At 71.0% G+C, this 24,094-nt stretch carries 21 protein-coding genes; 9 read left to right on the forward strand and 12 right to left on the reverse strand.

Features of this window, described 5'->3' with window-relative positions:
- Window position 1: 1 nt before the first annotated feature.
- Genes MRBLWO14_RS02405 through MRBLWO14_RS02420 form a run of 4 tightly spaced genes read left to right on the forward strand, consistent with a single transcriptional unit; the run spans window position 2 to window position 3,394 of the window.
- Window positions 2–949 carry an ABC transporter permease gene (locus MRBLWO14_RS02405; protein WP_341934883.1) on the forward strand — a complete coding sequence of 316 codons (948 nt, stop codon included), beginning with the start codon at window positions 2–4 and terminating at the stop codon, window positions 947–949.
- Complete coding sequence (locus MRBLWO14_RS02410) at window positions 949–1,815, forward strand: ABC transporter permease (protein ID WP_341934884.1); 867 nt, start codon at window positions 949–951, stop codon at window positions 1,813–1,815. Before MRBLWO14_RS02405 ends, MRBLWO14_RS02410 begins: the two co-directional genes overlap by 1 nt.
- Entirely contained in the window at window positions 1,812–2,603 is a 792-nt protein-coding gene (locus MRBLWO14_RS02415) for an ABC transporter ATP-binding protein (RefSeq protein ID WP_341934885.1), read from the forward strand. Before MRBLWO14_RS02410 ends, MRBLWO14_RS02415 begins: the two co-directional genes overlap by 4 nt.
- Window positions 2,600–3,394 (forward strand): ABC transporter ATP-binding protein, encoded by a 795-nt coding sequence (locus MRBLWO14_RS02420; RefSeq protein ID WP_341934886.1) that lies wholly within the window; start codon window positions 2,600–2,602, stop codon window positions 3,392–3,394. Before MRBLWO14_RS02415 ends, MRBLWO14_RS02420 begins: the two co-directional genes overlap by 4 nt.
- A gap of 17 nt (window positions 3,395–3,411) precedes the next feature.
- Here MRBLWO14_RS02420 and MRBLWO14_RS02425 read toward each other — a convergent pair whose 3' ends face one another.
- The 3 genes from MRBLWO14_RS02425 to MRBLWO14_RS02435 are packed head-to-tail and all read right to left on the reverse strand — an operon-like array spanning window position 3,412 to window position 5,529.
- Complete coding sequence (locus MRBLWO14_RS02425; protein WP_341934887.1) at window positions 3,412–4,029, reverse strand: N-acetyltransferase family protein; 618 nt, start codon at window positions 4,027–4,029, stop codon at window positions 3,412–3,414.
- A 4-nt stretch (window positions 4,030–4,033) separates the two neighbouring features.
- On the reverse strand, window positions 4,034–4,744 hold the full coding sequence (locus MRBLWO14_RS02430; protein ID WP_341934888.1) for a uracil-DNA glycosylase: 711 nt from the start codon (window positions 4,742–4,744) through the stop codon (window positions 4,034–4,036).
- A complete protein-coding gene (locus MRBLWO14_RS02435) occupies window positions 4,741–5,529 on the reverse strand; it encodes an SDR family oxidoreductase (RefSeq protein ID WP_341934889.1) in 789 nt (262 codons plus the stop codon). The genes MRBLWO14_RS02430 and MRBLWO14_RS02435 overlap by 4 nt, the downstream gene beginning before the upstream one ends.
- 148 nt (window positions 5,530–5,677) lie before the next feature.
- Here MRBLWO14_RS02435 and MRBLWO14_RS02440 point away from each other — a divergent pair, with 148 nt between their 5' ends.
- From MRBLWO14_RS02440 to MRBLWO14_RS02450, 3 genes are all read left to right on the forward strand, one after another.
- On the forward strand, window positions 5,678–7,000 hold the full coding sequence (locus MRBLWO14_RS02440; RefSeq protein WP_341934890.1) for a bifunctional o-acetylhomoserine/o-acetylserine sulfhydrylase: 1,323 nt from the start codon (window positions 5,678–5,680) through the stop codon (window positions 6,998–7,000).
- Window positions 7,001–7,108: 108 nt separating this feature from the next.
- On the forward strand, window positions 7,109–8,038 hold the full coding sequence (locus tag MRBLWO14_RS02445) for an endonuclease/exonuclease/phosphatase family protein (RefSeq protein ID WP_341934891.1): 930 nt from the start codon (window positions 7,109–7,111) through the stop codon (window positions 8,036–8,038).
- A 76-nt stretch (window positions 8,039–8,114) separates the two neighbouring features.
- Window positions 8,115–9,323: a homoserine O-acetyltransferase gene (locus MRBLWO14_RS02450; protein ID WP_341934892.1), complete on the forward strand. Its 1,209-nt coding sequence runs from the start codon at window positions 8,115–8,117 to the stop codon at window positions 9,321–9,323.
- A 15-nt stretch (window positions 9,324–9,338) separates the two neighbouring features.
- On the opposite strand, the gene MRBLWO14_RS02455 is transcribed toward MRBLWO14_RS02450, so the two are convergent.
- From MRBLWO14_RS02455 to MRBLWO14_RS02475, 5 genes are all read right to left on the reverse strand, one after another.
- On the reverse strand, window positions 9,339–9,965 hold the full coding sequence (locus MRBLWO14_RS02455; protein WP_341934893.1) for an NUDIX domain-containing protein: 627 nt from the start codon (window positions 9,963–9,965) through the stop codon (window positions 9,339–9,341).
- Window positions 9,966–10,030: 65 nt separating this feature from the next.
- A complete protein-coding gene (locus tag MRBLWO14_RS02460) occupies window positions 10,031–11,248 on the reverse strand; it encodes an MFS transporter (RefSeq protein WP_341934894.1) in 1,218 nt (405 codons plus the stop codon).
- A gap of 40 nt (window positions 11,249–11,288) precedes the next feature.
- A complete protein-coding gene (locus tag MRBLWO14_RS02465; RefSeq protein ID WP_341934895.1) occupies window positions 11,289–11,618 on the reverse strand; it encodes a thiamine-binding protein in 330 nt (109 codons plus the stop codon).
- Window positions 11,619–11,622: 4 nt separating this feature from the next.
- Window positions 11,623–12,861 carry a hypothetical protein gene (locus tag MRBLWO14_RS02470; protein ID WP_341934896.1) on the reverse strand — a complete coding sequence of 413 codons (1,239 nt, stop codon included), beginning with the start codon at window positions 12,859–12,861 and terminating at the stop codon, window positions 11,623–11,625.
- The gene (locus MRBLWO14_RS02475; RefSeq protein WP_341934897.1) at window positions 12,858–13,715 is read right to left on the reverse strand and encodes an NAD(P)H-hydrate dehydratase; all 858 of its coding nucleotides are present in this window, start codon (window positions 13,713–13,715) and stop codon (window positions 12,858–12,860) included. The genes MRBLWO14_RS02470 and MRBLWO14_RS02475 overlap by 4 nt, the downstream gene beginning before the upstream one ends.
- A 56-nt stretch (window positions 13,716–13,771) precedes the next feature.
- Here MRBLWO14_RS02475 and MRBLWO14_RS02480 point away from each other — a divergent pair, with 56 nt between their 5' ends.
- Complete coding sequence (locus MRBLWO14_RS02480) at window positions 13,772–14,839, forward strand: NADH:flavin oxidoreductase/NADH oxidase (protein ID WP_341934898.1); 1,068 nt, start codon at window positions 13,772–13,774, stop codon at window positions 14,837–14,839.
- Window positions 14,840–14,904: 65 nt separating this feature from the next.
- Here MRBLWO14_RS02480 and MRBLWO14_RS02485 read toward each other — a convergent pair whose 3' ends face one another.
- The 3 genes from MRBLWO14_RS02485 to MRBLWO14_RS02495 form a co-directional block, all read right to left on the reverse strand.
- Window positions 14,905–15,966 carry a hemolysin family protein gene (locus MRBLWO14_RS02485; protein WP_341934899.1) on the reverse strand — a complete coding sequence of 354 codons (1,062 nt, stop codon included), beginning with the start codon at window positions 15,964–15,966 and terminating at the stop codon, window positions 14,905–14,907.
- The gene (locus tag MRBLWO14_RS02490; protein ID WP_341934900.1) at window positions 15,963–17,279 is read right to left on the reverse strand and encodes a hemolysin family protein; all 1,317 of its coding nucleotides are present in this window, start codon (window positions 17,277–17,279) and stop codon (window positions 15,963–15,965) included. The genes MRBLWO14_RS02485 and MRBLWO14_RS02490 overlap by 4 nt, the downstream gene beginning before the upstream one ends.
- A gap of 109 nt (window positions 17,280–17,388) precedes the next feature.
- Window positions 17,389–18,843 (reverse strand): GuaB1 family IMP dehydrogenase-related protein, encoded by a 1,455-nt coding sequence (locus MRBLWO14_RS02495; protein ID WP_341934901.1) that lies wholly within the window; start codon window positions 18,841–18,843, stop codon window positions 17,389–17,391.
- Between the two features lie 160 nt (window positions 18,844–19,003).
- Here MRBLWO14_RS02495 and MRBLWO14_RS02500 point away from each other — a divergent pair, with 160 nt between their 5' ends.
- Complete coding sequence (locus MRBLWO14_RS02500; RefSeq protein WP_341934902.1) at window positions 19,004–22,675, forward strand: multifunctional oxoglutarate decarboxylase/oxoglutarate dehydrogenase thiamine pyrophosphate-binding subunit/dihydrolipoyllysine-residue succinyltransferase subunit; 3,672 nt, start codon at window positions 19,004–19,006, stop codon at window positions 22,673–22,675.
- A gap of 75 nt (window positions 22,676–22,750) precedes the next feature.
- Here MRBLWO14_RS02500 and MRBLWO14_RS02505 read toward each other — a convergent pair whose 3' ends face one another.
- Window positions 22,751–24,058 carry a GNAT family N-acetyltransferase gene (locus MRBLWO14_RS02505; protein ID WP_341934903.1) on the reverse strand — a complete coding sequence of 436 codons (1,308 nt, stop codon included), beginning with the start codon at window positions 24,056–24,058 and terminating at the stop codon, window positions 22,751–22,753.
- Window positions 24,059–24,094: the final 36 nt, after the last annotated feature.

Below are 24,094 nucleotides of genomic sequence, written 5' to 3' on the forward strand. Positions count from 1 at the left end.
CGTGATCCGCTACGCGCTCGTCCGAGGAGCCCTGCTCGTCGCAGGGCTCCTCGTGTCGAGCGTCATCATCTTCCTCACCCTCCGCGTGTTCCCCGGCGACGTCGCTCAGCTGATCGCGGGGACCCAGGCGTCACCCGCCGAGGTCGAGGCCCTGCGCGAGTCGCTCGGACTCAACCGTCCGCTGCCCGCGCAGTACGCGGAGTGGATCGGCGGCCTGTTCCGCGGCGACCTCGGGACCTCCCTGCTCTCGGGCGCATCGGTCGGAGAAGAGCTCGCGCAGAAGGCGCAGGTGACGGTACCGCTCGGCATCCTGTCGCTGCTCATCGCCGTGCTGATCGCTGTGCCCTTCGGCATCCTCGCGGCTCTGCAGCGCGGTCGGCGCGCCGGGACCGCCCTCAGCGTGGGCGCCCAGGCCCTGGCCGCCGTACCCGTCGTGTGGGCGGGCATGATGCTGATCGTCGTCTTCTCGGTGTGGCTGGGCTGGCTCCCGCCGCAGGGCTTCCCGCGCACCGGCTGGAGCACCCCGGGCAAGGCGCTCGAGTCGCTGCTGCTCCCGGCGCTGACGATCGGCATCGTGGAGGGCGCGATGCTCATGCGGTTCGTCCGCAGCGCCACCCTCCAGGCCGCCGGCCAGGACTTCGTGCGCACGGCGGCCGCGAAGGGCCTGACCCGGACGCGAGCGCTCGTCTCGCACGGCATCCCGGCCGTCGGACTGTCGATCGTGACGGTACTCGGCCTGCAGGTGGCCGGGATCATCGTGGGCTCGGTCGTCATCGAGCAGCTGTTCACCCTCCCGGGCATCGGCCGCATGCTCGTCACCGACGTCGGCACACGCGACCTCGTCAAGGTGCAGAGCGAGCTGCTGGTCCTCACCGGGTTCGTGCTCGTCGTCGGATTCGTGGTCGACCTCGTCCACCGCGCCATCGACCCGCGGCAGAGGGAGGCCTGATGTCCGACTGGTTCGCCCGGCTCTGGCGCAGCGGCACGGGACGCTTCGGGGTGATCGTGGTCGCCGTCATCGCCACGACCGCCCTCCTCTCGCTCTTCTGGACGCCGTTCGATCCCCAGGACTCCGACCTGCGGTCTCGCTGGGCGACGCCGAGCTGGCCGCATCTGCTCGGCACCGACGACACCGGTCGCGACATCCTCAGCCTGCTCATGGCCGGAGCCCGCACCACGGTCTTCGTGAGCGTCGGCGCCGGGCTGGTGGCCACCGTGGTGGGCATCGCCCTCGCGGCGCTCGGCGCCCTCACCTCGCGCTGGCTGAGAGAGACCGTCGCCGTGCTCGTCGACATCCTCATCGCCTTCCCCGTGCTGCTCATCGCCATGATGATCTCCTCGGTCTGGGGCGGCTCTCTGTGGGTCGTCATCTGGTCGGTGGGCATCGGCTTCGGCGTCAACATCGCCCGTGTCACGCGGCCCGAGCTGCGGCGCGTGCAGCAGAGCGACTTCATCCTCGCGGCGCGGGCCGCCGGCCTCACCGCCGGCCAGAGCCTCGTGCGCCATCTGCTGCCGAACGTGGCCCCGGTGTTCATCGTCCAGCTGTCGTGGTCGATGGCCGTCGCGGTGCTGGCCGAAGCCGGCCTGTCGTACCTGGGCTTCGGAGCCTCGGTCGTCGAACCCAGCTGGGGTCTGCTGCTCTCCGATCTGCAGCGCTACATCGGCGTGCATCCGCTGTCCGTCATCTGGCCGGGGCTCGCGATCACGATCACGGTTCTCGCCCTCAACCTGCTCGGTGACGGACTGCGCGAGGCCACCGACCCGACCCTGCGGCATCGAGCCGCCGAGACCCACACTCCGGCGGTGGTCGCATGAGCCTCGAGGTCGACGGTCTCGTCGTCGAGATCGACGGGCGCCGGGTGGTCGACGGCGTCTCGTTCGCGGTCCCTGACGGTGCGAGGCTCGGTCTGATCGGCGAGTCCGGATCGGGCAAGTCCCTCACCGCCCTCGCCGTGCTCGGGCTGCTCCCCGACGGCGCGACCGCGAGCGGCAGCGTCCGGTGGAACGGCACGGAGCTGATCGGGATGCCGGATCGCGAGCTCGCTCGACTGCGCGGCGATGAGATCGGCATCGTGTTCCAGGAGCCTCGCACCGCGCTGAACCCGATTCGCACCGTGGGGAGGCAGATCGTCGAGTCGATCCGCATCCACGAGGGCATCGGTCGCAGGCAGGCGCGGGAGCGCGCGGTGCAGGAGGCGGCACGGGTGCGTCTGCCCGACCCCTCATCGATCATTGACCGCTACCCGCACCAGCTGTCCGGCGGCCAGCGGCAGCGCGTCGCCATCGCGATGGCGCTCGCCTGCCGGCCGCGTCTGCTCATCGCCGACGAGCCGACGACGGCGCTCGACGTGACCATCCAAGCCGAGATCCTGTCGCTGCTGCTGTCGCTCGTCGCGGACCAGGGCATGTCGCTCGTGTTCATCACCCACGATCTCGCCGTGCTCGCTCACGTGGCCACGCACGGCGTCGTGCTGGAGCACGGACGCGTCGTCGAGCAGGCGCCCGTCGCCACGCTGCTCAGCGCACCGACCTCGCCGATCACGCAGGGGCTGCTGCGAGATGCGACCGCGACCCTGTGGCGCCCGGAGGGAGGGACCCCATGAGCCTGATCGAGGCCCGCGGTCTGAGCCGCGACTTCGTGGTCCCCCGCCGTGCCGCGTTCGAGCGCGCACGACGGCAGACGGCGCTGGCCCCCACCGACCTCGATGTCGCCGAGGGGTCCTCGGTCGGCATCATCGGCGAGTCAGGCTCGGGCAAGTCGACGCTCGTGCGGCTGCTGCTCGGCCTGGACACGCCGACGACCGGCACGGTCGACGTCGGAGGCAGGCGCGTCGACGCCACGGCATCCGCTCGTTCCCTGCACTGGCTCCGCCGTGAGACGGGTCTCGTGTTCCAGGATCCGTACGCCTCGCTCGATCCCCGTATGACGGCGGGGCAGATCATCCGGGAGCCGCTGTGGGCCCTCGGCATCGAGGGCGACCATCCGGCGCGGGTGCGGGAGGTCCTCGGGCAGGTCGGTCTGGACCCGGAGATGGCAGAGCGGTACCCGCACGAGTTCTCCGGCGGTCAGCGCCAGCGCATCGCGCTCGCCCGCGCGATCGTGCACCGCCCGCGGATCCTCGTCGGCGACGAGCCGCTCTCGGCGCTGGACGTCACGGTGCGGGCGCAGATCCTGGACCTGCTGATCGAGCTGCGGCGCACGACCGACCTCACGCTGCTGCTCGTCTCCCACGACATCGGGGTGGTGCAGAATCTCTGCGACACCGTCGTGGTCATGAAGGACGGACACGTCGTCGAGAAGGGTCCGACGGCCGATGTGCTGCTGCGGCCCACCCAGGACTACACCCGCGCTCTGCTGGCGGCGATCCCCGTCATCCCCCACCCCGAGCCCTGAACGGGCACGACGCGGTGTCAGCGGGTTGCTGGTCCCCCGAAGAGTCGCCGACGCTTCGTCGGCTTCAGCGCCCGCCGCATGTAGACCGTGCCGAGGTCTCGGCCGAACTTGTGCCCGACGCGACCCATGCGCCCGGCCTCGACGAACCCGAGCCGCTCGTGCAGTCTGATCGACGCCTCCGCCTTGCTGTCGCTGATCACGGCGACCATCTCCCGGATGCCGAGCTGCTCGCAGGCGTCGATGAGCGCCTGCAGGAGCGCCTTCCCCAGTCCTTTTCCGCCGGCACCTGGGCCGAGGTAGATCGAGTCCTCGACCGTGTACCTGTACGCGTTCTTCCCCGCCCACGGCTGGGCGAGTGCGTATCCGAGCACGACGCCCGAGGGCGACACCGCGACGAGGAACGGCAGGCCAAGCCTGCTGAGGAACGCGAACTTCTCCCGCCAGTACGGGATGCTGCTGCGCCGTTCGTCGAGCGTCACGACCGAGTTGCTCACGAAGTGGTTGTAGATCTCCCGGACGTGCCCCAGGTCGGCCGAGCGCGCGGGTCGGATGCTGTACGAGAAGACGTCCGGCGCCTGCTGCGGGCGCAGATGGCGCGGCAGGACGCGACGACGGTCCCCCGGCTCGAACTGCATGCGATCAGCTTAGGGGCCGCTCCCCCTCGACGCGCCAGTCGACCGGTTCGGCACCGAGCTCTGCGAGCAGCGCATTCGCGCGGGAGAACGGCCGGGAGCCGAAGAAGCCGCGGCTCGCCGACAGCGGCGACGGGTGCGCCGAGGCGATGACGGGGGTGTCTCCGAGGAGCGGCTGCAGATTCGCGGCATCCTTCCCCCAGAGGATCGCGACGAGCGGCCGGTCGCGCGCGACGAGGGCGCGGATCGCGAGCTCGGTGACCTTCTCCCAGCCCCAGCCGCGGTGCGAAGCGGCCTCGCCGGGACGCACGGTGAGCACCCTGTTGAGCAGCAGGACCCCCTGATCGCTCCACGCGGTGAGATCGCCGTGCGGCGCGGGCGGGAGGCCGAGGTCGCTCTCGCGCTCCCGGTAGATGTTGCCGAGACTCCGCGGGAGCGGGCGCACGTGCCGCTCCACCGCGAACGAGAGCCCGATCGGATGCCCGGGGGTCGGGTACGGGTCCTGGCCGGTGATCAGCACCTTCACGTCGCTGAGCGGGCGCTGGAACGCCCGCAGCACGTCACCGCCCGCGGGGAGGTACCCGCGCCCCTCGGCCTGCTCGGAGCGCAGCCGTTGCCCCAGCGCGGTGATCGTGTCCTGCTCGGGGGCGAGGGCGTCGGCCCATCCCTGGTCGATGGCGCCGTCGGCGGCGAGTTGGGCGAGGGTCCGCGCCGTCATCGCTCGTCGACCATGCGCACGCGGAGCGGTCCCCGCGCCAGCAGGTGGTTCGCCGACTGGGCGACCGGACGCATCGTGACGAGGTCGAGGTTCACGTGTCCGGGCGCGTCGAGCGCGTACGCGATCACGTCGGCGACGTCCTCGGCGAGCAGCGGCTGCTCGACACCCGAGTACACGGCCTCCGCAGCCGCCTTGTCGCCGCCGAGGCGATTGAGGGTGAACTCCTCGGTGTGCACGAGGCCCGGTGCCACCTCGGAGACGCGGATGGGCTCGCCGTTGAGCTCGAGGCGCAGAGCGTGCACGAGCATCGACTCAGCGGCCTTCGCGGCGTTGTAGCCCGCGCCGCCCGGGTAGGCCACCTGCGCGGCGGTCGAGGTCACGAAGAGCGTGTCGGCGTGCCCGTCGACGGCCGCCGCCCGACGAAGCAGTGGAAGCAGCCCTGCGACCAGACGCTGACTCGACAGCACGTTCGCGTCGAACATCCACTGCCAGTCGGCGATCGACCCGTCCTCGACGCGGTCCGTGCCGCGCGCACCGCCGGCGACCTGCACCAGGGCGTGCACCGGACCCGTGGCGTCGAGCTCCTCGACGAGGGCGGCGACGGCATCCGCGTCCGTGAGGTCGCAGGCGATCGCGGACGCGCCGGTCTCCGCCACGAGGGTGGCGAGCCGGTCCTCACGGCGGGCGACGCCGACGACGTCCCACCCTCGGGCGCGCAGTGCGCGCACCGTCGCCTCCCCGATCCCCGAGCTCGCCCCTGTCACCACTGCACGCCTCTTCGCCATGCCCTCCACCGTACGATGTTCCGCAGGAAAACGCGGGCGCACACTGTTACGTCACATTTCCCGGTCGTTGTTGACACGCAACGATCTTCCGTACTGTCGCTGCAAGGCATCAGCCGCACCGACCTTCCGACCGTTCCAGGGGGAACACATGTCCGCACCCGAGACCTGGCGTTTCGAGACCAAGCAGATCCACTCCGGCGCAGCGCCCGACCCGGTCACCAAGGCCCGTGCGACGCCGATCTACCAGACGACCTCGTACGTGTTCGACAGCGCGGACCACGCGGCGAACCTCTTCGCCCTCGCCGAGTTCGGCAACATCTACACCCGCATCCAGAACCCGACCCAGGACGTCCTGGAGCAGCGCCTCGCGGCCCTCGAAGGGGGCACCGGCGCCCTCGTGCTCTCCAGCGGCCAGGCGGCGTCGACGTTCGCGGTGCTGAACATCGCCCAGGCCGGCGACCACATCGTGTCCTCCAGCTCGATCTACGGCGGCACGTACAACCTCTTCAAGTACACGCTCGCGAAGCTCGGCATCGAGGTCACCTTCGTCGAGAACCAGGACGACCCCGAGGAGTGGCGTCGCGCGGTCCGACCGAACACGAAGCTGTTCTTCGCCGAGACGATCGGCAACCCGCAGATCAACATCCTCGACATCCGCACGGTCGCCGACGTGGCCCATGAGGCGGGCGTGCCGCTGATCGTCGACAACACGATCGCCACCCCGTACCTGATCCGTCCCTTCGAGCACGGCGCCGACATCGTCGTGCACTCGGTCACGAAGTTCCTCGGCGGACACGGCACCACCATCGGCGGCGTCGTCATCGACGGCGGCACGTTCGAGTGGTCGAAGAACGTCGACAGGTTCCCCGGTCTGACCGAGCCCGACCCCTCGTACCACGGTGCGAGCTACACCACCGCCGTCGGCGATCCGCTGGCCTACATCATCAAGGCCCGCGTGCAGCTGCTGCGCGACCTCGGCTCTTCGATCGCTCCGCAGAGCGCCTGGAACCTCATCCAGGGCATCGAGACGCTGTCGCTGCGCATCGAGCGCCACGTGCAGAACGCGCAGGAGATCGCCGAGTGGCTCGACGGGCGCGACGACGTCGCGAGCGTCAACTACTCCGGTCTGCCCTCGTCCCCCTGGTACGCGGCAGCCAACCGCTACGCACCGAAGGGTGTGGGTGCGGTGCTGTCGTTCGAGCTCAAGGGCGGCGTCGAGGCCGGTCGCGAGTTCGTGAACAGCCTGTCGCTGTTCAGCCACCTCGCCAACATCGGCGACGTGCGCTCGCTCGTAATCCACCCGGCGTCGACCACGCACGCCCAGCTGACGCCCGAGCAGCAGCTCACCGCCGGTGTCACGCCGGGCCTGGTGCGCCTGTCGGTGGGCATCGAGAACATCGACGACCTCAAGGCCGACCTCGACCAGGCTCTGGCGGCGGCCCGCCGCGTGTCGGAGGCTGCTCGCGCCTGACCCGCGTCCTCCGCAGAAGTGCCCCGGGCCTCTCCCGGGGCACTTCTGCGTTCGGGGGGCGTACAGCCGCGACCATCGAGAATGGAGATCCCCGCCCGGAGGAGCACCATGACCGACGTCGCAGCGCCGACCGCCGCCCGCTCTCGTCAGCGGACCGCCGCCCGGGCGATCGCCGTGAGCGCGGCGGGGATACTGCTCGCGACCCTCGCGGTGTGGGTTCCCGGCATCGTCGGCACCGCGGCATCCGTCGTCCTCCCCTGGCTGGGGCTCCTGCTGGGGCTCCTCGTCGTCGTCGCGCTCGTGCGCGCCCGCCGTCTGCTGCTGCTCCTGCTCGTCCCCGTTCTCGTCTGGCTGCTGGCGCTCCTCCCCACCGCCCCTGGGTTCGCGACGACGACCGACGCGCCCACGCTGCAGGTCGTGAGCCAGAACGTGCGCGCGCACTCCGGCAGTGCCGCGTCATCGGCCGAGGAGATCGCCGCGTCCTCCCCCGACGTCATCGCCCTCACCGAGCTCGACGGCGACAGTCTCGCAGCGGCCCGCTCCGCACTCGACGAGCGATACCCGCACTCGTACGCCGTCGGAACGGTCGGGGTGTGGAGCCGCTATCCGCTGACGAGCACCGATGCACTCACTCTCGGCCTCGATTGGAAGCGCGCGCTGCGCGTGACCGTGCAGACGCCGGATGCCGAGGTCGCCGTGTACGTGCTGCACGCCGCCTCCGTGCGCCCCGGCCAGCAGCAGGGCCGCGACACCATGCTCGCGAACCTCGCCGACCGGGTCGCCTCCGATGAGGCCGCCGCCGTCGTCGCCGTCGGCGACTTCAACGCCGCGTCGGCGGATCCCGCCCTGGGCGCCCTGCGAGGACGGCTCGACTGGGTCAGACCGACCGACGGCACCCTCGGGTTCACCTGGCCGGCCGCGCTGCCGCTCACCCGCATCGACCAGGTGTTCGCGCGCGGCCTCGACGTCGTGTCGTCCGGCACGATGCGGGCCGGTGAGAGCGACCATCTCGCCACCGTGACGACGTTCGGCCTCTGACCGCGGCCGGTGCGACGACGCTCCCGGGCGGCGTAACGTTCCGTCGCCGCCGCATCCGTCACGGGAGAATGGAGACATGGACTGGCAGACGACCTCTGAAGACACGGTGCCCTCGGCACCCGTGACGGAGGCCGACGTCCGGCTGCTCCGCGCGCGACCGCCCGCGACCGGCGCGTGGCGCGACGGCGACCCCCTCGGCGGTCGTCGCTTCGCCTCCTTCGGCGCATTCCGCACCGAGAGCGGGGCCGAGCTGCCCGGCATCCGTCTGGCTTTCGAGTCGTGGGGAGAGCTCAACGCCGCCCGCGACAACGCGATCCTCGTGCTGCACGCGCTGACGGGCGACAGTCACGTGCGCGGCGAAGCCGGCGCCGGCCACCCGACCGCGGGGTGGTGGGAGGACATCGTCGGCCCCGGAGCAGCGCTCGACACCGATCGCTGGTTCGTGATCGCACCGAACATGCTGGGCGGATGCCAGGGATCCACCGGCCCCGCGAGCATCGCGCCGCGCGGCACGGAGTGGGCGTCACGCTTCCCGTACCTGACGATCCGCGATCAGGTCGCTGCGCAGGTGCGCCTCGCCGACGCTCTCGGCATCGACACGTGGGCCGCCGTGATCGGTGGTTCCATGGGCGGCATGCACGCGCTGGAGTGGGCGGCCACCCACCCCGAGCGCGTCGAGAGGCTCGCCGTGCTGTCATCGCCCCCGGTCACCACGGCCGACCAGATCGCGCTGAACACCGTGCAGCTCGAGACGATCCGCATGGATCCGCGCTACCTGAGCGGCGAGTACTACGACCTCTCCGACGGTGACGGGCCCCATCGGGGACTCGCCCTCGCGCGACGGATGGCTCTGCTGAACTACCGGAGCCCGATCGAGCTGAATCAGCGGTTCCAGCGGTCGTGGCAGTCCGATGTGTCGCCGCTGGGGCACGGCGGCCGGTTCGCGGTCGAGTCGTACCTCGACTTCCACGGCAACAAGTTCACGCGGCGGTTCGACGCGAACAGCTACATCACCCTGGTCGAGGCCATGAACTCGCACGACGTCGGTCGCGATCGCGGCGGCGTCGAGGCGGCGTTGGCGGCCGTGACAGCGCGCACGCTGGTGCTCGGCATCGACAGCGACCGGCTCTTCCCCGTCGACGGCCAGCACCGGATCGCTCGCGGCATTCCCCACACGATCGACGGAGACGAGGCCGTGGTGCTCGTGAGCGACTTCGGCCACGACGGCTTCCTCATCGAGACGCAGGCCGTGGGGGCGCATCTGCGCCGACTGCTCGCGGCGTGACGCCCGACGCGCCGCTCAGCCCTCGCTGAGCGTCCAGGGCAGGGACCGGGTGTCGAGACGCAGGTCCTCCCAGGCGAAGACCGCGCCGTCCCCTTCCGGGAGGACGCGCGTCGAGAAGTACCTCGCCGCGCTCGCCCCGGCGAGCGCCTGATCGACGGACTCTGTCGCGCGGAGCTGGTTCAGCGTCATCCAGGTCGGCGGGAACAGCGTCCACTCCCCCGTCGCGTGATGCGCGAGCGCCTGTGCAGGGCTCACCCAGCGCGCGTCGACGACCTCGTCGGCCGAGAGACGCAGGTCTCCCGCCGGGGCCGCGGCGAGGAAGAACCAGGTCCTGATCCGCACGGGCGCCTCGACCGGCGGCTGCCACCGCGACAGGACGACGACATCTTCCACCGTGAGACCGACCTCCTCCTCGGTCTCGCGGATGCCCGCGCGCCGCGCCCGGTCGACCTCGTCGTCGCCCGCCCTGCGGTCCGACTCCTCGACCTTGCCGCCGGGGAAGACCCAGGCATCGGCGAACGAGCCGCGACCGGGCCGACGCAGGAGGAGCACCTCGATCCCGTCAGCGCGATCGTCGGCGGGCGCTCCGGGTCGCAGCAATACGACGGTGCCCGCGACGGGAAGGTCATCGAGATCGGTCATCCCGTCACTCTACGGGCGCGGTCTCGGACCGGGGAGGAACGCCGACTCAGGGGTCGGACACCTGATCAGGAGACGAGTGCCGGACGCCGCGCCTCGGCGCGGTAGGCGATCAGGGCGATCAGCAGACCCGCGAGCGCCAAGGCCGCGCCCGTCCACGACGGAGCGGTGAAGCCCCACCCGACGGCGATCACGACGCCGCCGAGGAAGGCGCCGAGGCTGTTGCCGATGTTCAGGGCCGAGTGGTTGATGGCCGCGGCGATCGACTGGTTGTCGCCGGCGACGTCCATGAGCCGTGTCTGGATGGTCGGGCTCAGCGCTGCCGAGACGAAGCCGACCACGAGCACGAGCAGCGCGAGCGTCACGATCCACGCCGAGGCCAGCGCGAGCAGCACGAACACCGCCGCCATGGCCGCGAGGCCGAACAGCAGCGTGCGGCGCAGGTCGATGTCGGCGAGGTTACCGCCGACGAGGTTGCCCACCGTCATGCCGATCCCCATGAGGACGAGCACGATCGGCACGACCCTCTCCGGCGATCCGGCGACCTCGGTGACGAGCGGGGCGATGTAGCTGTATACGGCGAAGAATCCGCCGAAGCCGATCGACCCGATGCCGAGCGTGAACCAGACCTGAGGGATGCGGAACACCCCGAGCTCCTGCCTCATGGTGCGTCCCGGCGTCCCCGGGTGCTCCGGGACGAAGAGGAGGATGCAGATCGTGGCGATCGCGAAGACGAGAGCGACGACGCCGAACGCCGCTCGCCACCCCCACTGCTGGCCGAGGAACGTGCCGAGGGGCACGCCCACGACGTTCGCGACCGTGAGGCCGGTGAGGATGAACGCCACGCCCTTGGCGCGGTTGCCCGGACCCATGACCTCGGCGGCGACGAGAGCGCCGATGCCGAAGTAGGCGCCGTGCGGGAGACCGGCGAGGAAACGCGAGACGCCGACGAGCTCGAACGTGGGCAGCACGACGGTCAGGGCGTTGAAGACGGTGAGGGCGAGCGCGAGGCCGATCATCACGCGGTGCCGCGGGAACCGTGCGACGAAGCCCGCGATCGTGGGAGCCCCCACCACGACACCGAGCGCGTACAGCGAGATCAGCCAGCCGGCCTGGCTCAGAGCGTCCTCCCGGCTGCGCGCCCAGAGCCCGGGCAGCAGCTCGCCGGCGATGTTGGGCAGCAGGCCCATGATGACGAACTCGGTCATGCCGATGCCGAAGCTGCCGATGGCGAGGGAGAGGAGCGCCCACTTCGCCGCACCCCTCGATTCAGTCGAGGGATTCACCGGATCAGCTTAGCGGCTGACGCCGACGCCGGATCGCCGGTCAGTCGTGCGCGTCGTCGATCGCGGCCTCGAGCCGCTCGATCTTCGCGTCGAGCTCGCCCGAGTACCCGGGCCGGATGTCGGCCTTGAGCACGAGCGACACCCGGGACCCGAACGGCATGACGGCCTCGGTCGCGCGCTTCACGACATCCATGACCGTGTCCCAGTCGGGTCCCTCGATCTCGGTGAACATGCTCGTGGTGCGGTGCGGCAGCCCGGAGGCGCGCACGACGCGCACGGCGGCGGCGACCGCGTCGTGAACGGACGCGTCCGCGCGGTCCGAGCCGTCGGAGGGAGTGCCGCTCGGGGCGACGGAGAAGGCGATCAGCATGGTTTCACTCCCTGATGGTGGACGACCGGTGGGCGGGCACCTGCACGAGCGCGCGGATGCCGACGACGAGGAGCACGACGAGCAGAGCGTTGCGCAGGGTGAGGACGAGGACGGGCACGAGCTCCGCCCGCAGCAGAGCGTCGTAGTTCAGCGGGTACACGAGGCACGTCAGTGCGCACAGCGCCAGAACGATGACGGCGGGCGTCGTCGCCCTCGACCGGTCGAGCACCAGCCAGAGCACCACCGGGGCGATCAGCCAGGTCTGGAACTGCGGCGATCCGACCTTGTTGAGCACGATCAGCGCCACGACGAGGGAAAGCACCAGGGGAGGCAGGAGCCGGGAGACGGATGCTCCGCGCATCGCCGCGCGCGCACCGATCGCCGCGAGCGCGACGACGAGCACGAGCATGAGGGGCGTCAGCACCGCACCGACGGCCTCCGCACCCGGGGCGTCGATCTGGAAGGTCAGGATGTCGAAGCTGTACTCGATGCGCGCCGCACCGGCGACGGCGAGCCACAGGAACGGCGTCGCCGCCACCGCCTCGATCTGCAGTCCGCGCCCGGTCTGCTCCGTGAGGAAGCCGAAGATCTCGGAGTCCGCGCCGAGGACGAGCAGCCCGCCGACGATCGCTGCGGAAACCGCTGCCGCCGTCAGCAGCATCCGCATGCGGGTGCTCGCGGCCACGATCGCCGCGGCGAGCAGCGCTCCGGGCCAGATCTTGATCCACGCGCCGATCGTGAGCAGCGCCGCGGCGACCGCGGGCCGGCGTGTCAGCCAAAGGCCGCCGATGACGGCGATCGGCACCGTGATCGCGTCGATCCGGTACAGCGCGATCGGGCCGAGCAGCAGGAGCGCCGCGACCCAGAACCACGCTCCGAGACGGCGTGGCCGCGAGGGCGATCGTCCGACCAGCGCGGCGAAGGCGAGCGCGTCGAGAGCGGCGACGAGTGCCGCCCATGCCACCAGGTAGGCGCTGGACACCCCCAGGGCTCCGACGAGCGGCGCCGCGAGCAGCTTCGCCGCGAGCATCGGCACGAGCGCGAGCTGCGGGTACACCCAGGTCTCGGTGACGCCGACGATCGGCCCGCCTGACAGCGCCGCGGCCGACCAGGGCTCGTACACGAGGACGACATCGCCCATCGGCTGGCTGGGGTACACCCAGCCAGCCACGGCGGTGACGACGTGCACGGCGAGGAACGCCGTCCACAGCAGCACGACGTGCGCCGACCCCCCTCGGCTCATGCCAGGAGTTCCGCGATGACGACGGGTAGGGCCTCGGCGACGTCGAGAGCGACGATCGGGCGGCCCGGTCCGTCCGCATCCTCCGGGATGCCCGCAGCACGTCGACCGGCGTGCCCGTGCAGCCACGCTCCCGCCGCGGCGACCTCGGCGACGTCGGCATTCGGATTCGCAGCGAGCAGCGCGCCGAGCACTCCCCCGAGCACGTCCCCGGTTCCCGCCGTCGACAGCCACCCGGTCCCCGCCTCGACCGCGATGACGCGGCCGTCGGGCGCGGCGACGAGCGTGCGCGCGCCCTTGAGCAGCACGACCGAGCCGACGGCCGCAGCCGCAGCGGCCGCGGCGCGCGATCGGTCGGAATCCTCAGCCAGGCCGAGGCGACGCTGGAGACGCGCGAACTCGCGCCCGTGCGGAGTGAGCAGCGTCGGGGCCCGATCGCCGGCGGGTTCCAGAGCGACGTCGGCAGCGAGGTCGAGCGCCCCGGCATCGACCACGACGGGGTCGGCGCCGCGGAGGAGCTGTCGCAGCTCCCGCTCCTCCTCCACGGTGCGGGATGCGGCATCGGTCCCCGACCCGATCACCCAGGCGCCGACCCGGGCGCCCACCGCGTGCGAGCCGACCACGGTCTCGGGCCTGCGCGCCAGCACGGCGTCGGCCGCGCGGCCCTCGCCGATGTAGCGGACGAACCCGGCTCCCGTGCGCCACGCGGCCTCGACGCCCAGCACCGCGGCGCCGGGGTAGGCGGGCGACCCCGTGCGCAGACCGACGACGCCGCGCGAGTACTTGTCGTCATCGGCGCCCGGCACCCGCAGGAATCGGGCGGTGTCGCCGCGGGACCACTCACGCGCATCGGACATGCCTCCACGTTAGTGCGATGGGCCCGGGGCGAGCACCAGCGTCGTAGCGTGGTGGGGTGAGCATCCTCTTCTCCCCCGTGACCTTCCGTTCCGTCACCCTCCGCAACCGCCTCTGGGTGTCGCCGATGTGCATGTACAGCGCCGTCGACGGCGTCGTGCAGGAATGGCACCACACGCACCTCGCCCAGTTCGCCTCCGGCGGGGCGGGTCTCATCGTCGCCGAGGCGACCGCCGTGGTCCCCGAGGGGCGGATCTCCCCGCGGGATGCCGGTCTGTGGAACGACGAGCAGCGCGACGCCTGGACGCCGATCGTCGACGCGATCCATGCTCGCGGCGCTGCAGCGGGTGTGCAGCTCGCCCACGCTGGTCGAAAGGCCTCCACGTGGTGGCCGTGGGCCGGAGCGCGCGGCTCGGTGCCGGCGGACGACGGCGGCTGGATCACGACCGCGCCGTCAGCCATCGCGTTCGAGGGCTACGCCACGCCGACCGAGCTCGACGAGGCCGGAATCGACGCCGTCGTCGACGGATTCGTCACGGCATCCCGCCGAGCGATCGACGCGGGCTTCGACGTGCTCGAGCTGCACGGTGCGCACGGGTATCTGCTGCACCAGTTCCTCTCCCCGCTCTCGAACCGACGCACCGACGCGTACGGCGGATCTCTCGAGAACCGGGCGCGCCTGCTGCTGCGCATCGTCGACGCCGTGCGCCGCGAGGTCGGAGCAGACGTGCCGCTGTTCGTGCGCATCTCGGCGACCGACCACGCCGAGGGAGGATTCACGCCGGATGAGGCCGCCACCGTCGCGGCGTGGGCGACCGAGCACGGTGCCGACCTCATCGACGTGTCGAGCGGCGGACTCGTCGCCCACCAGCAGATCGCCGTGCACCCGGGGTACCAGGTGCCGCTGGCCGAGACCGTGCGGCAGGGCGGTCGCATCCCCGTGTCGGCGGTCGGTCTCATCACCGCAGCGGAGCAGGCGGAGCAGGTGCTCGCCGAGGGCTCGGCCGACGCGATCTTCGCCGGGCGCGAGTGGCTGCGCGATCCGCACTTCGGCCTGCGGGCGGCGCACGAGCTGGGCGCCGACATCGCCTGGCCGCCGCAGTACGAGCGCGCGCACTGGCGCTGAGGCACCGCCCGACACGACGGCGGCCCTCCGGATCATCCGATCCGGAGGGCCGCCGTCGCTGCAGGTCAGTGCCCGCGGACGCGCCTCGTGGCGTCCTGCACCTCGCCGACGAGTTCCTCGAGAATGTCCTCGAGGAACAGCACGGCGGTCGTGCGGCCCTCGCGGTCGCGCACCTTCGCGAGGTGGCGGCCGGCGCGGCGCATGACGGCCAGCGCATCCTCCAGGTCGGTGTCCTCCTGCACGGGCACCATGTGGTGGATCCGCTTAGCGGGCAGCGGCTCGAAGAGCTTCGCCTCGGCCTCCGGACCGTCCGACGCGCGCAGGATGTCCTTGAGGTGCACGTACCCGACGGGCGCGTCCTCCTCGTCGACGATCACATAGCGCGAGAACCCGTAGCGGGCGACCGCCTTCTCGATGTCGTCCGGCGTGGTCGTCTGCGGCAGCGTCACGAGATCGCCGAGGGGCACCGCGACGTCCCTGGCCTTCTTGTCGGTGAACTCGACGGCTGCGGCGACCGCCCCCGCGGCGTCCATGAGCACGCCCTCGCGGCGGGACTGGTCGACGATCGTCGCGACCTCGTCCAGCGTGAAGGTCGATGCCGCCTCGTTCTTCGGTTCGACACGGAACAGCCGCAGCACGCCGTTCGCGGCGGCGTTGAGCACCCAGATCACCGGCATGAACGCCTTCGACACCCACACCAGCGGCGGCGCGAGCAGCAGCACCGCGCGGTCGGGCACCGAGAACGCGAGGTTCTTCGGCACCATCTCGCCGAACACGACGTGCAGGAACGACACGATCAGCAGGGCGATCGCGAACGACACGGTGTCGACCACGGCATCCGACCAGCCGATCGCGTGCAGAGGAGCGGCGAGCAGGTGGTGGATCGCCGGCTCCGACACGTTCAGGATCAGCAGCGAGCAGATCGTGATGCCGAGCTGCGAGGTCGCCAGCATGAGCGTGGCGTGCTCCATGGCGTACAGCGCGGTCTTCGCGGAGCGGGAGCCCTGCTCGGCGCGCGGCTCGATCTGCGAGCGCCGGGCGGAGATCACGGCGAACTCCGCGCCGACGAAGAAGGCGTTGGCGACGAGGAGGACCACGAGCCAGGCGATACCAGCCCAATCGCTCATCGGGTCACCTCACCCTCGACGTCGGTCGTGCCGGGGACGTAGCGGATGCGGTCGACGCGGCGTCCGTCCATCCTCACGACGTGCAATGTGCCCGTGTCGAGCGGCACCTCGTCTCCGACGACCGGCACCCTCTCGAGGACGCTCATCACGTAGCCGCCGACCGTGTCGTACACATCACCCTCCGGGACGTCGACGCCGGCGCGGCGTCGCAGCTCGTCCGGACGCAGCTCACCGGGGAAGGTGATGCCGTCGCGCCCGGTGATGACCCCGGCTCGCGTGCGGTCGTGCTCGTCGGACACCTCGCCGACGATCTCCTCGACGAGGTCCTCCAGGGTCACCAGGCCGGCGGTGCCGCCGTACTCGTCGACCACGACCGCCAGCTGGTAGCCGCGGGCCCGCAGCTCGGCGACGAGTCCGTCGACGTGCGCCGTCTCGGGCACCCGCAGCGGTTCGGTGGCCAGCGCCCCGGCCGGCACCTCGGACCGGCGATCGCGCGGCACCGAGATGGCCGCCTTCAGGTGCACGACCCCGGTGATGTCGTCGAGGTCCTCGCCGTAGACGGGGAACCGGCTGTGGCCGGTGCGCCGCGCCATCCGCAGCACCTCGTCCGCCGAGTCGGCCGCATCGATCGCGTGCATGCTCGGCCGTGCTGTCATCACGTCGGCCGCGGTGAGCCGCGAGAACGTGAGCGTCCGGTCGAGCAGGGTGGCCGTGTCGGCCTCCAGCACGCCGGCGCTCGCGGAACGACGGACGAGCGAGGACAGCTCCTCCGCGGTGCGCGCCCCGGACAGCTCCTCCTTCGGCTCGATGCCCATGCCGCGCAGCACACCGTTCGCCGATCCGTTGAGCACGACCACCGCCGGCTTGAAGACCGTGGTGAAGGCGACTTGGAACGGGACGACGAGCTTGGCGGTGTGCCGCGGCAGCGCGAGGGCGAAGTTCTTGGGCACGAGCTCGCCGAGGATCATCGACAGAGCCGTGGCGATCAGCATCGCGACGACCGTGGCGATCGGCGCCACCGTCGCCTCGGGGAAGTTCCAGGCGACGAGCGTCGGGCGCAGCATGTTCGAGATCGCCGGCTCCATCGTGTAGCCGGTCAGCAGCGTCGTGAGCGTGATGCCGAGCTGCGCGGCCGACAGGTGCGTGGAGGTGTGCCGCAGAGCGCCGATCGTCATGGCCAGGCGGGTCTCCCCGCGGGCCTGACGGGCCTCGAGCTCCGCACGGTCGAGATTGACCAGTGCGAACTCGCTCGCGACGAACAGTCCGGTGCCGATCGTGAGCAGGAGCCCCACGCCCAGCAGGATGTAATCCATCACAGGTTCCCCTCACGGATGAGAGGCGGGCGGTGGGGCGAGGTACTGCAACTGGGAGGGTCGTCCATAGTGAGCAGAATAATACGGGATCCGACCCTCCTCCGGGCCGTCACCAGCTGACGGGGAGCGCCTTGCCCTCCTCGTACCCGGCCGCGGACTGCAGACCGACGAGCGCCCGCTCGTGGAACTCGGGGACCGACGACGCGCCGGCGTACGTGAAGGACGATCGGACGCCCGACGTGATCATGTCGAGCAGGTCCTCGACGCCCGGGCGCAGCGGGTCGAGGTAGATCTTCGATGACGAGATGCCCTCGGCGAACAGCTCCTTGCGGGCGCGCTCGTACGCGTCGAGACGGCCGAACCGCGCCTGCACGGCCTTGGTCGACGCCATCCCCCACGATTCCTTGAACACGCGGCCCTCGGCATCCGACTGCAGCTCCCCCGGCGCTTCGATCGTGCCGGCGAACCACGAGCCGATCATGACGGATGCCGCGCCGGCGGCGAGCGCGAGGGCGACGTCACGCGGATAGCGCACTCCCCCGTCCGCCCACACGTGGGCGCCGAGCGCGCGAGCGGCCTCGGCGGTCTCGAGCACCGCGGAGAACTGCGGGCGGCCGACGGCCGTCATCATGCGCGTCGTGCACATGGCCCCCGGCCCGACGCCCACCTTGAGGATGGACGCCCCGGCATCGACGAGGTCGGCCACGCCGTCGGCGGTGACGATGTTGCCCGCGACGATCGGGATGCCGAGGTCGAGGTCGGCCACGGCGCGCAGTGCGTGCAGCATCCCCTCCTGGTGACCGTGCGCGGTGTCGACGACCAGCACGTCGACGCCCGCCCCGGCGAGCGCGCGCGCTTTGGCGGCGACGTCGCCGTTGATGCCGACGGCGGCGGCGACGGCGAGCCGGCCGTCCGCGTCGACGGCAGGTCCGTACAGGGTCGAGCGCAGCGCGCTGCGGGCGCTCAGCGTGCCGACGAGGTGTCCGTGCCTCGTCACCGTGACCATCTCGACGCCCGCCTCGGTGATCACGTCGAAGGCGTGTCTTCCGGATCCGATGTCGTCGGCGTCCAGCGACGGCGAGCCCGCGTGCACGAGATCTCCGAGCTGCGCGTCGGGCAGCGCGGTCGCGAGCCTGGTCGCCGGGAGGATGCCGAGGATCCGCTCCGCATCGTACGGCGCGTCGCCCCTGGCGACGACGACGCCGTGCCCGGGGGCGGCGGGGAACAGACGCAGTGCGTCCGAGACCGAGGCCTCGGGCGGCAGCACGACGGGGGTGTCCCACAGCACCGGCTGGGCCTTCACGTCGCGGATCGCCGCGTCGAGGTCCTGCAACGGGAGATCCTGCGGGAGTACGCCGAGACCGCCGCGCCTGGCGAGCACGGCCGCGAGGCGCGGACCGGTGACCGAGTTCATGTTCGACGCGACGAGCGGCAGCGTCGCTGGCGTTCCGTCCAGCGGGGCGAGATCGACCTGCAGCCGGCTCGTCACCGCCGAGCGACGCGGCACGAGGAAGACGTCAGAGTAGGTCAGATCGACTGAGGGGGCTGCGCCGGAGAACTCCATGACTCCACGGTACCGAGATCGACCGGACGCGGGGGCGTCGCCTGGACGATCCGCCGCGGAAACACGTTAGGCTTGATGGTCGAGAGTGTGCGGGCCCGGACGCATCCTGACGTCCTGATGCGCACACGTGGAATTCAGCGATGAAAGAGGGCGATCGAGCGTGTCGAACCAGGTGACCGGCGTCAGCGGCGACGGGGGGTTCGGAGCCAATTCCTGGCTCGTGGAAGAGCTCTACGAGCAGTTCAAGGTCAACCGCGACTCCGTCGACAAGGAGTGGTGGCCGATCCTCGAGAAGTACCACTCCGATGCCGCGTCCGGCACAGCGCCGGCGGCACCCGAGGCCGCACCCACGACCCACCCGGTGACCGCACCCATCCCCGTCATCGGCGCCCAGCCCGTCGCACGGACCACCGCGAAGCCCGCCGCAGCGGCTCCGATCCCCGCCCAGGCCCCCAAGCCCGCGGCCAAGGAGCCCGAGGAAGCCGCCGAGGAGGACAAGGTCACGCCGCTCCGCGGACTGCCCAAGACCCTCGCCGCGAACATGGACGAGTCGCTGACCGTCCCGACCGCGACCAGTGTCCGCACGATCCCCGCCAAGCTGATGATCGACAACCGCATCGTCATCAACAACCACATGGCACGCACGCGCGGCGGCAAGATCAGCTTCACGCACCTCATCGGCTGGGCGCTCATCCGCACCCTCGACGAGTTCCGCAGCCAGAACGTCTTCTACGCCGAGATCGACGGCAAGCCCTCGGTCGTCGCACCCGCGCACGTGAACCTCGGCATCGCGATCGACCTGCCGAAGCCGGACGGCACCCGTGCCCTCATGGTCCCGAGCATCAAGCGCGCCGACACCATGACCTTCTCCGAGTACCTCACCGCCTACGAGGACCTCGTCACCCGTGCCCGCAACAACAAGCTCACCGCGGCCGACTTCCAGGGCACGACGGTCTCGCTCACCAACCCGGGCGGCATCGGAACGGTGCACTCGGTGCCGCGTCTCATGAAGGGCCAGGGCTGCATCATCGGCGCCGGTGCCCTCGAGTACCCGGCGGAGTTCCAGGGCGCGAGCCCGAAGACGCTCAACGAGCTCGCGATCGGCAAGACGATCACACTCACCAGCACCTACGACCACCGCGTCATCCAGGGTGCCGGCTCGGGCGAGTTCCTCAAGAAGGTGCACGAGCTGCTCATCGGCCAGCGCGGCTTCTACGACGACATCTTCGCCGCTCTGCGCATCCCGTACTCCCCCATCCGCTGGAACCCCGACATCGCCGTCGACCTCGCCGAGCGCGTCGACAAGCAGTCCCGGGTGCAGGAGCTCATCAACTCCTACCGCGTGCGCGGCCACCTGATGGCCGACATCGACCCGCTCGAGTACGTGCAGCGCTCGCACCCCGACCTCGAGATCGAGAGCCACGGTCTCACGTTCTGGGACCTCGACCGCGAGTTCGTCACCGGAGGCTTCGGCGGGCGGCGCGTGGCCAAGCTGCGCGACATCCTCGGCGTGCTCCGCGACTCGTACTGCCGCACCCTCGGCATCGAGTACATGCACATCCAGGACCCCGAGCAGCGCCGGTGGTTCCAGGAGAAGGTCGAGGTCAAGTACCAGAAGCCCGGCCACGACGAGCAGCTGCGCGTGCTGCGCAAGCTGAACGAGGCCGAGGCCTTCGAGACGTTCCTGCAGACGAAGTTCGTCGGACAGAAGCGCTTCTCGCTGGAGGGCGGCGAGTCGCTCGTCCCGCTGCTTGACGAGATCCTCCAGGGTGCGGCGACGGCCGGCCTCGAGGGTGCCGCGATCGGCATGGCGCACCGCGGCCGCCTCAACGTGCTGACGAACATCGCCGGCAAGACCTACGGCCAGGTCTTCCAGGAGTTCGAGGGCACCCAGACCCCGGGCAACCAGCGCGGATCGGGTGACGTCAAGTACCACCTCGGCACGCAGGGCACCTTCGTCGCCGACGACGGGTCCGAGCTCCCCGTGTACCTGGCCGCGAACCCCTCGCACCTCGAGACCGTCGACGGCGTGCTCGAGGGCATCGTGCGGGCCAAGCAGGACCGCAAGCCGATCGGCACCTTCACCTGGCTGCCGATCCTCGTGCACGGCGACGCGGCGTTCGCCGGACAGGGCGTCGTGGTCGAAACTCTGCAGATGTCGCAGCTCCGCGGCTACCGCACCGGCGGCACGGTCCACGTGGTTGTGAACAACCAGGTCGGGTTCACCACCCTCCCGAACGACTCCCGCACCTCGGTGTACGCCACCGACGTCGCGAAGACGATCCAGGCTCCGGTGCTGCATGTGAACGGCGACGACCCCGAAGCCGTCATCCACGTCGCGCAGCTCGCCTTCGAGTACCGCGAGCGCTTCCACCGCGACGTCGTGATCGACCTGGTCTGCTACCGCCGCCGTGGCCACAACGAGGGCGACGACCCCTCGATGACGCAGCCGCTCATGACCGACCTGATCCAGGCCAAGCGCTCGGTGCGCAAGCTGTACACCGAATCGCTCGTCGGCCGCGGCGACATCACCGAGGAGGAGTACGACCAGGCGAAGGCGGACTTCCAGAACCGGCTCGAGATCGCGTTCGCCGAGACCCACGCCGCCGAGACCGGCGCGACCCCGGTCGTGTCCGAGCAGGCGCCGGTCGATGAGCAGGTAGGAGCCCCCGAGGTGACCGGCGTCTCGAACGAGGTCATCCAGCTGATCGGCGACGCCTTCGTCAACAAGCCCGAGGGCTTCACGGTGCACCCGAAGCTGCAGCAGCAGCTCGAGAAGCGCCTCGACATGAGCCGCAACGGCAACATCGACTGGGGCTTCGGCGAGCTGCTGGCCTTCGGCTCCCTTCTCGTCGAGGGCACGCCCGTGCGCCTCGCCGGTCAGGACTCGCGACGCGGCACCTTCGTGCAGCGGCACGCGACCCTGCACGACCGCGCGAACGGCCAGGAGTGGCTGCCGCTGTCGAACCTCTCCGACTCGCAGGGGCGGTTCTTCGTCTACGACTCGCTGCTCAGCGAGTACGCGGCGCTCGGCTTCGAGTACGGATACTCCGTCGAGGCTCCCGAGGCTCTCGTGCTCTGGGAGGCTCAGTTCGGCGACTTCGTCAACGGCGCCCAGTCGGTGATCGACGAGTACATCTCCGCGGCCGAACAGAAGTGGGGGCAGCAGTCCAGCGTCACGCTGCTCCTCCCCCACGGCTACGAGGGCCAGGGACCCGACCACTCCTCGTCGCGGATCGAGCGCTTCCTCCAGATGTGCGCGCAGGACAACATGATCGTCGCGCGTCCCTCGACCCCCGCGTCGTACTTCCACCTGCTGCGCCGTCAGGCCTACGCGCGTCCGCGCAAGCCGCTCATCGTCTTCACCCCGAAGGCGATGCTGCGTCTGCGCGGCGCGACCAGCCCGGTCGAGGCGTTCACGCAGGGCCGTTTCGAGCCCGTGATCGACGACACCCGCGAGCTGGACCGCACCGCCGTCAAGCGCGTGCTCGTGCACTCGGGCAAGGTGCACTGGGACCTGCGTTCGGAGCTCGAGAAGAACCCGAACCCCGAGATCGCACTCGTCCGGCTCGAGCAGCTCTACCCGACGCCGATCGACGCTCTCAAGGCCATCACCGACTCGTACCCGAACGCGGAGCTGGTGTGGGTGCAGGAGGAGCCGGAGAACCAGGGCGCCTGGCCGTTCCTCGCGCTCGCTTTCGCCGACGTCCCGGGAGACCGGACCTTCCGTCCGATCTCGCGTCCGGCCTCGGCGTCTCCCGCCACGGGTTCCTCGAAGGTGCATGCCGCCGAGCAGGCGAAGCTGCTGCGCGACGCGCTGACGATCGCCTGATCGGACCAGAGCCCGGAGCTGACGCACGAAGGGCGCCGCGACCTCGGTCGCGGCGCCCTTCGTCGTGACGCGGTGTCAGTACCAGATGTCGAGGCCCGGCGCCGGAGTGCTGGTGAACGCGCGGTCGAGCGCGGCGACGGCATCCGCCTCTGCGTCGATGCGACCAGCGGCGTGCAGGGCGGAGGCGCGCACACCGCCGACGTAGAGCGAAGAAAGAGCCGCGACGTCGAGCGCGACATCGGCAGCACCCGGGTCAGCCGGTACGACCTGGGCCACTCCGTCGGCACCGATGACGAGCCGCCAGTCTCCCGCTGCGAAGCCGAGGGGGTCGTGCACGCGGAGCACGGTGTCGAGCGGGGCCGCGTAGCGGCGCGCGGTCAGACTCGCGGCGAGGTCGAGGATCCGCAGCCAGCCGTGATCGTGCAGCGTCTGCGTGACACCGCGCTGGTCGTGCACGAGCCACGGCAGCGGGTCGTCCACCGGGCGCAGCTCGGCCTCGACGCCGTCGACGAGATCGTGCTGCAGCGCAAACCTCCACAGCGCCGCCGTCGCCTCGGAGGTCTCCGCCACGAGCAGGCGCACCGAGAGCGTGTGCCGCCAGGCCGTGCCCGATCCCTCCTCGGCGAGGGTGTAGGCCATGGCGCCGCGGACCTCGCCGGCGCCGTCGCGGTACCGGACGCCCCGCACCTTGTCGCGATCCGTGTCGCTCGGAGACAGCCCCGCCATTCCGCCCCAGCGAGCGGACCAGCCGGGGATCTGACCGGGCCGTGCGGTTCGGGCGCGTTCGTGCACGGCGCCCAGCTCGGCTGCCAGCGCGTCGCGGTCGACGTACTCGAGACGCCCTGACGCGGCCGGCGCCGCCCACCCCGCGCGACGCGCATCCACCCGGAAGCGCACGACCGGGACGGCGGAACCGAAGCCGTACCGACCGTAGATCGTCGCCTCCGACACCGTCAGGCCCGCGAGCGGGACGCCCGCTGTCGCGGCAGCGCGGAGTTCGCCCTCGAGGAGCGCACGGGCGATGCCGCGGCGGCGATGGGTCGCCGAGACGGTGACCCCGCTGATCGCCCACATCGGCAGCTGCGCGCCGCCCGGGAGTGTCAGCGGAGTGACCCAGGAGTCGATCGTGGCCACGGGTCGGCCGTCGGGCACGGCGGCGTCGTAGACGCCGGCGTTCCGGCGGGACTCGACAGTGGATCGTCCGAACTCGAGCGCCTCGGCCGTCGGCTCCGCGCCGAGGAATCCGCGCGACACGGCGCGCTGGAACGACTCCGCCGCGACACGATCGGTCACGTCGAGCACCCGGTACTCGAGTCCGTCCGCAGACAGACGGTCGGCGGATACGGGGTCGGCGGGGATGTCGCGGGCGTCGATGATCGTCATGGCCCCAGCCTATGGGCGGTGACCGACGTCGATCGA

The sequence above is a fragment of the Microbacterium sp. LWO14-1.2 genome (assembly GCF_038397715.1).
GTDB lineage: Bacteria > Actinomycetota > Actinomycetes > Actinomycetales > Microbacteriaceae > Microbacterium.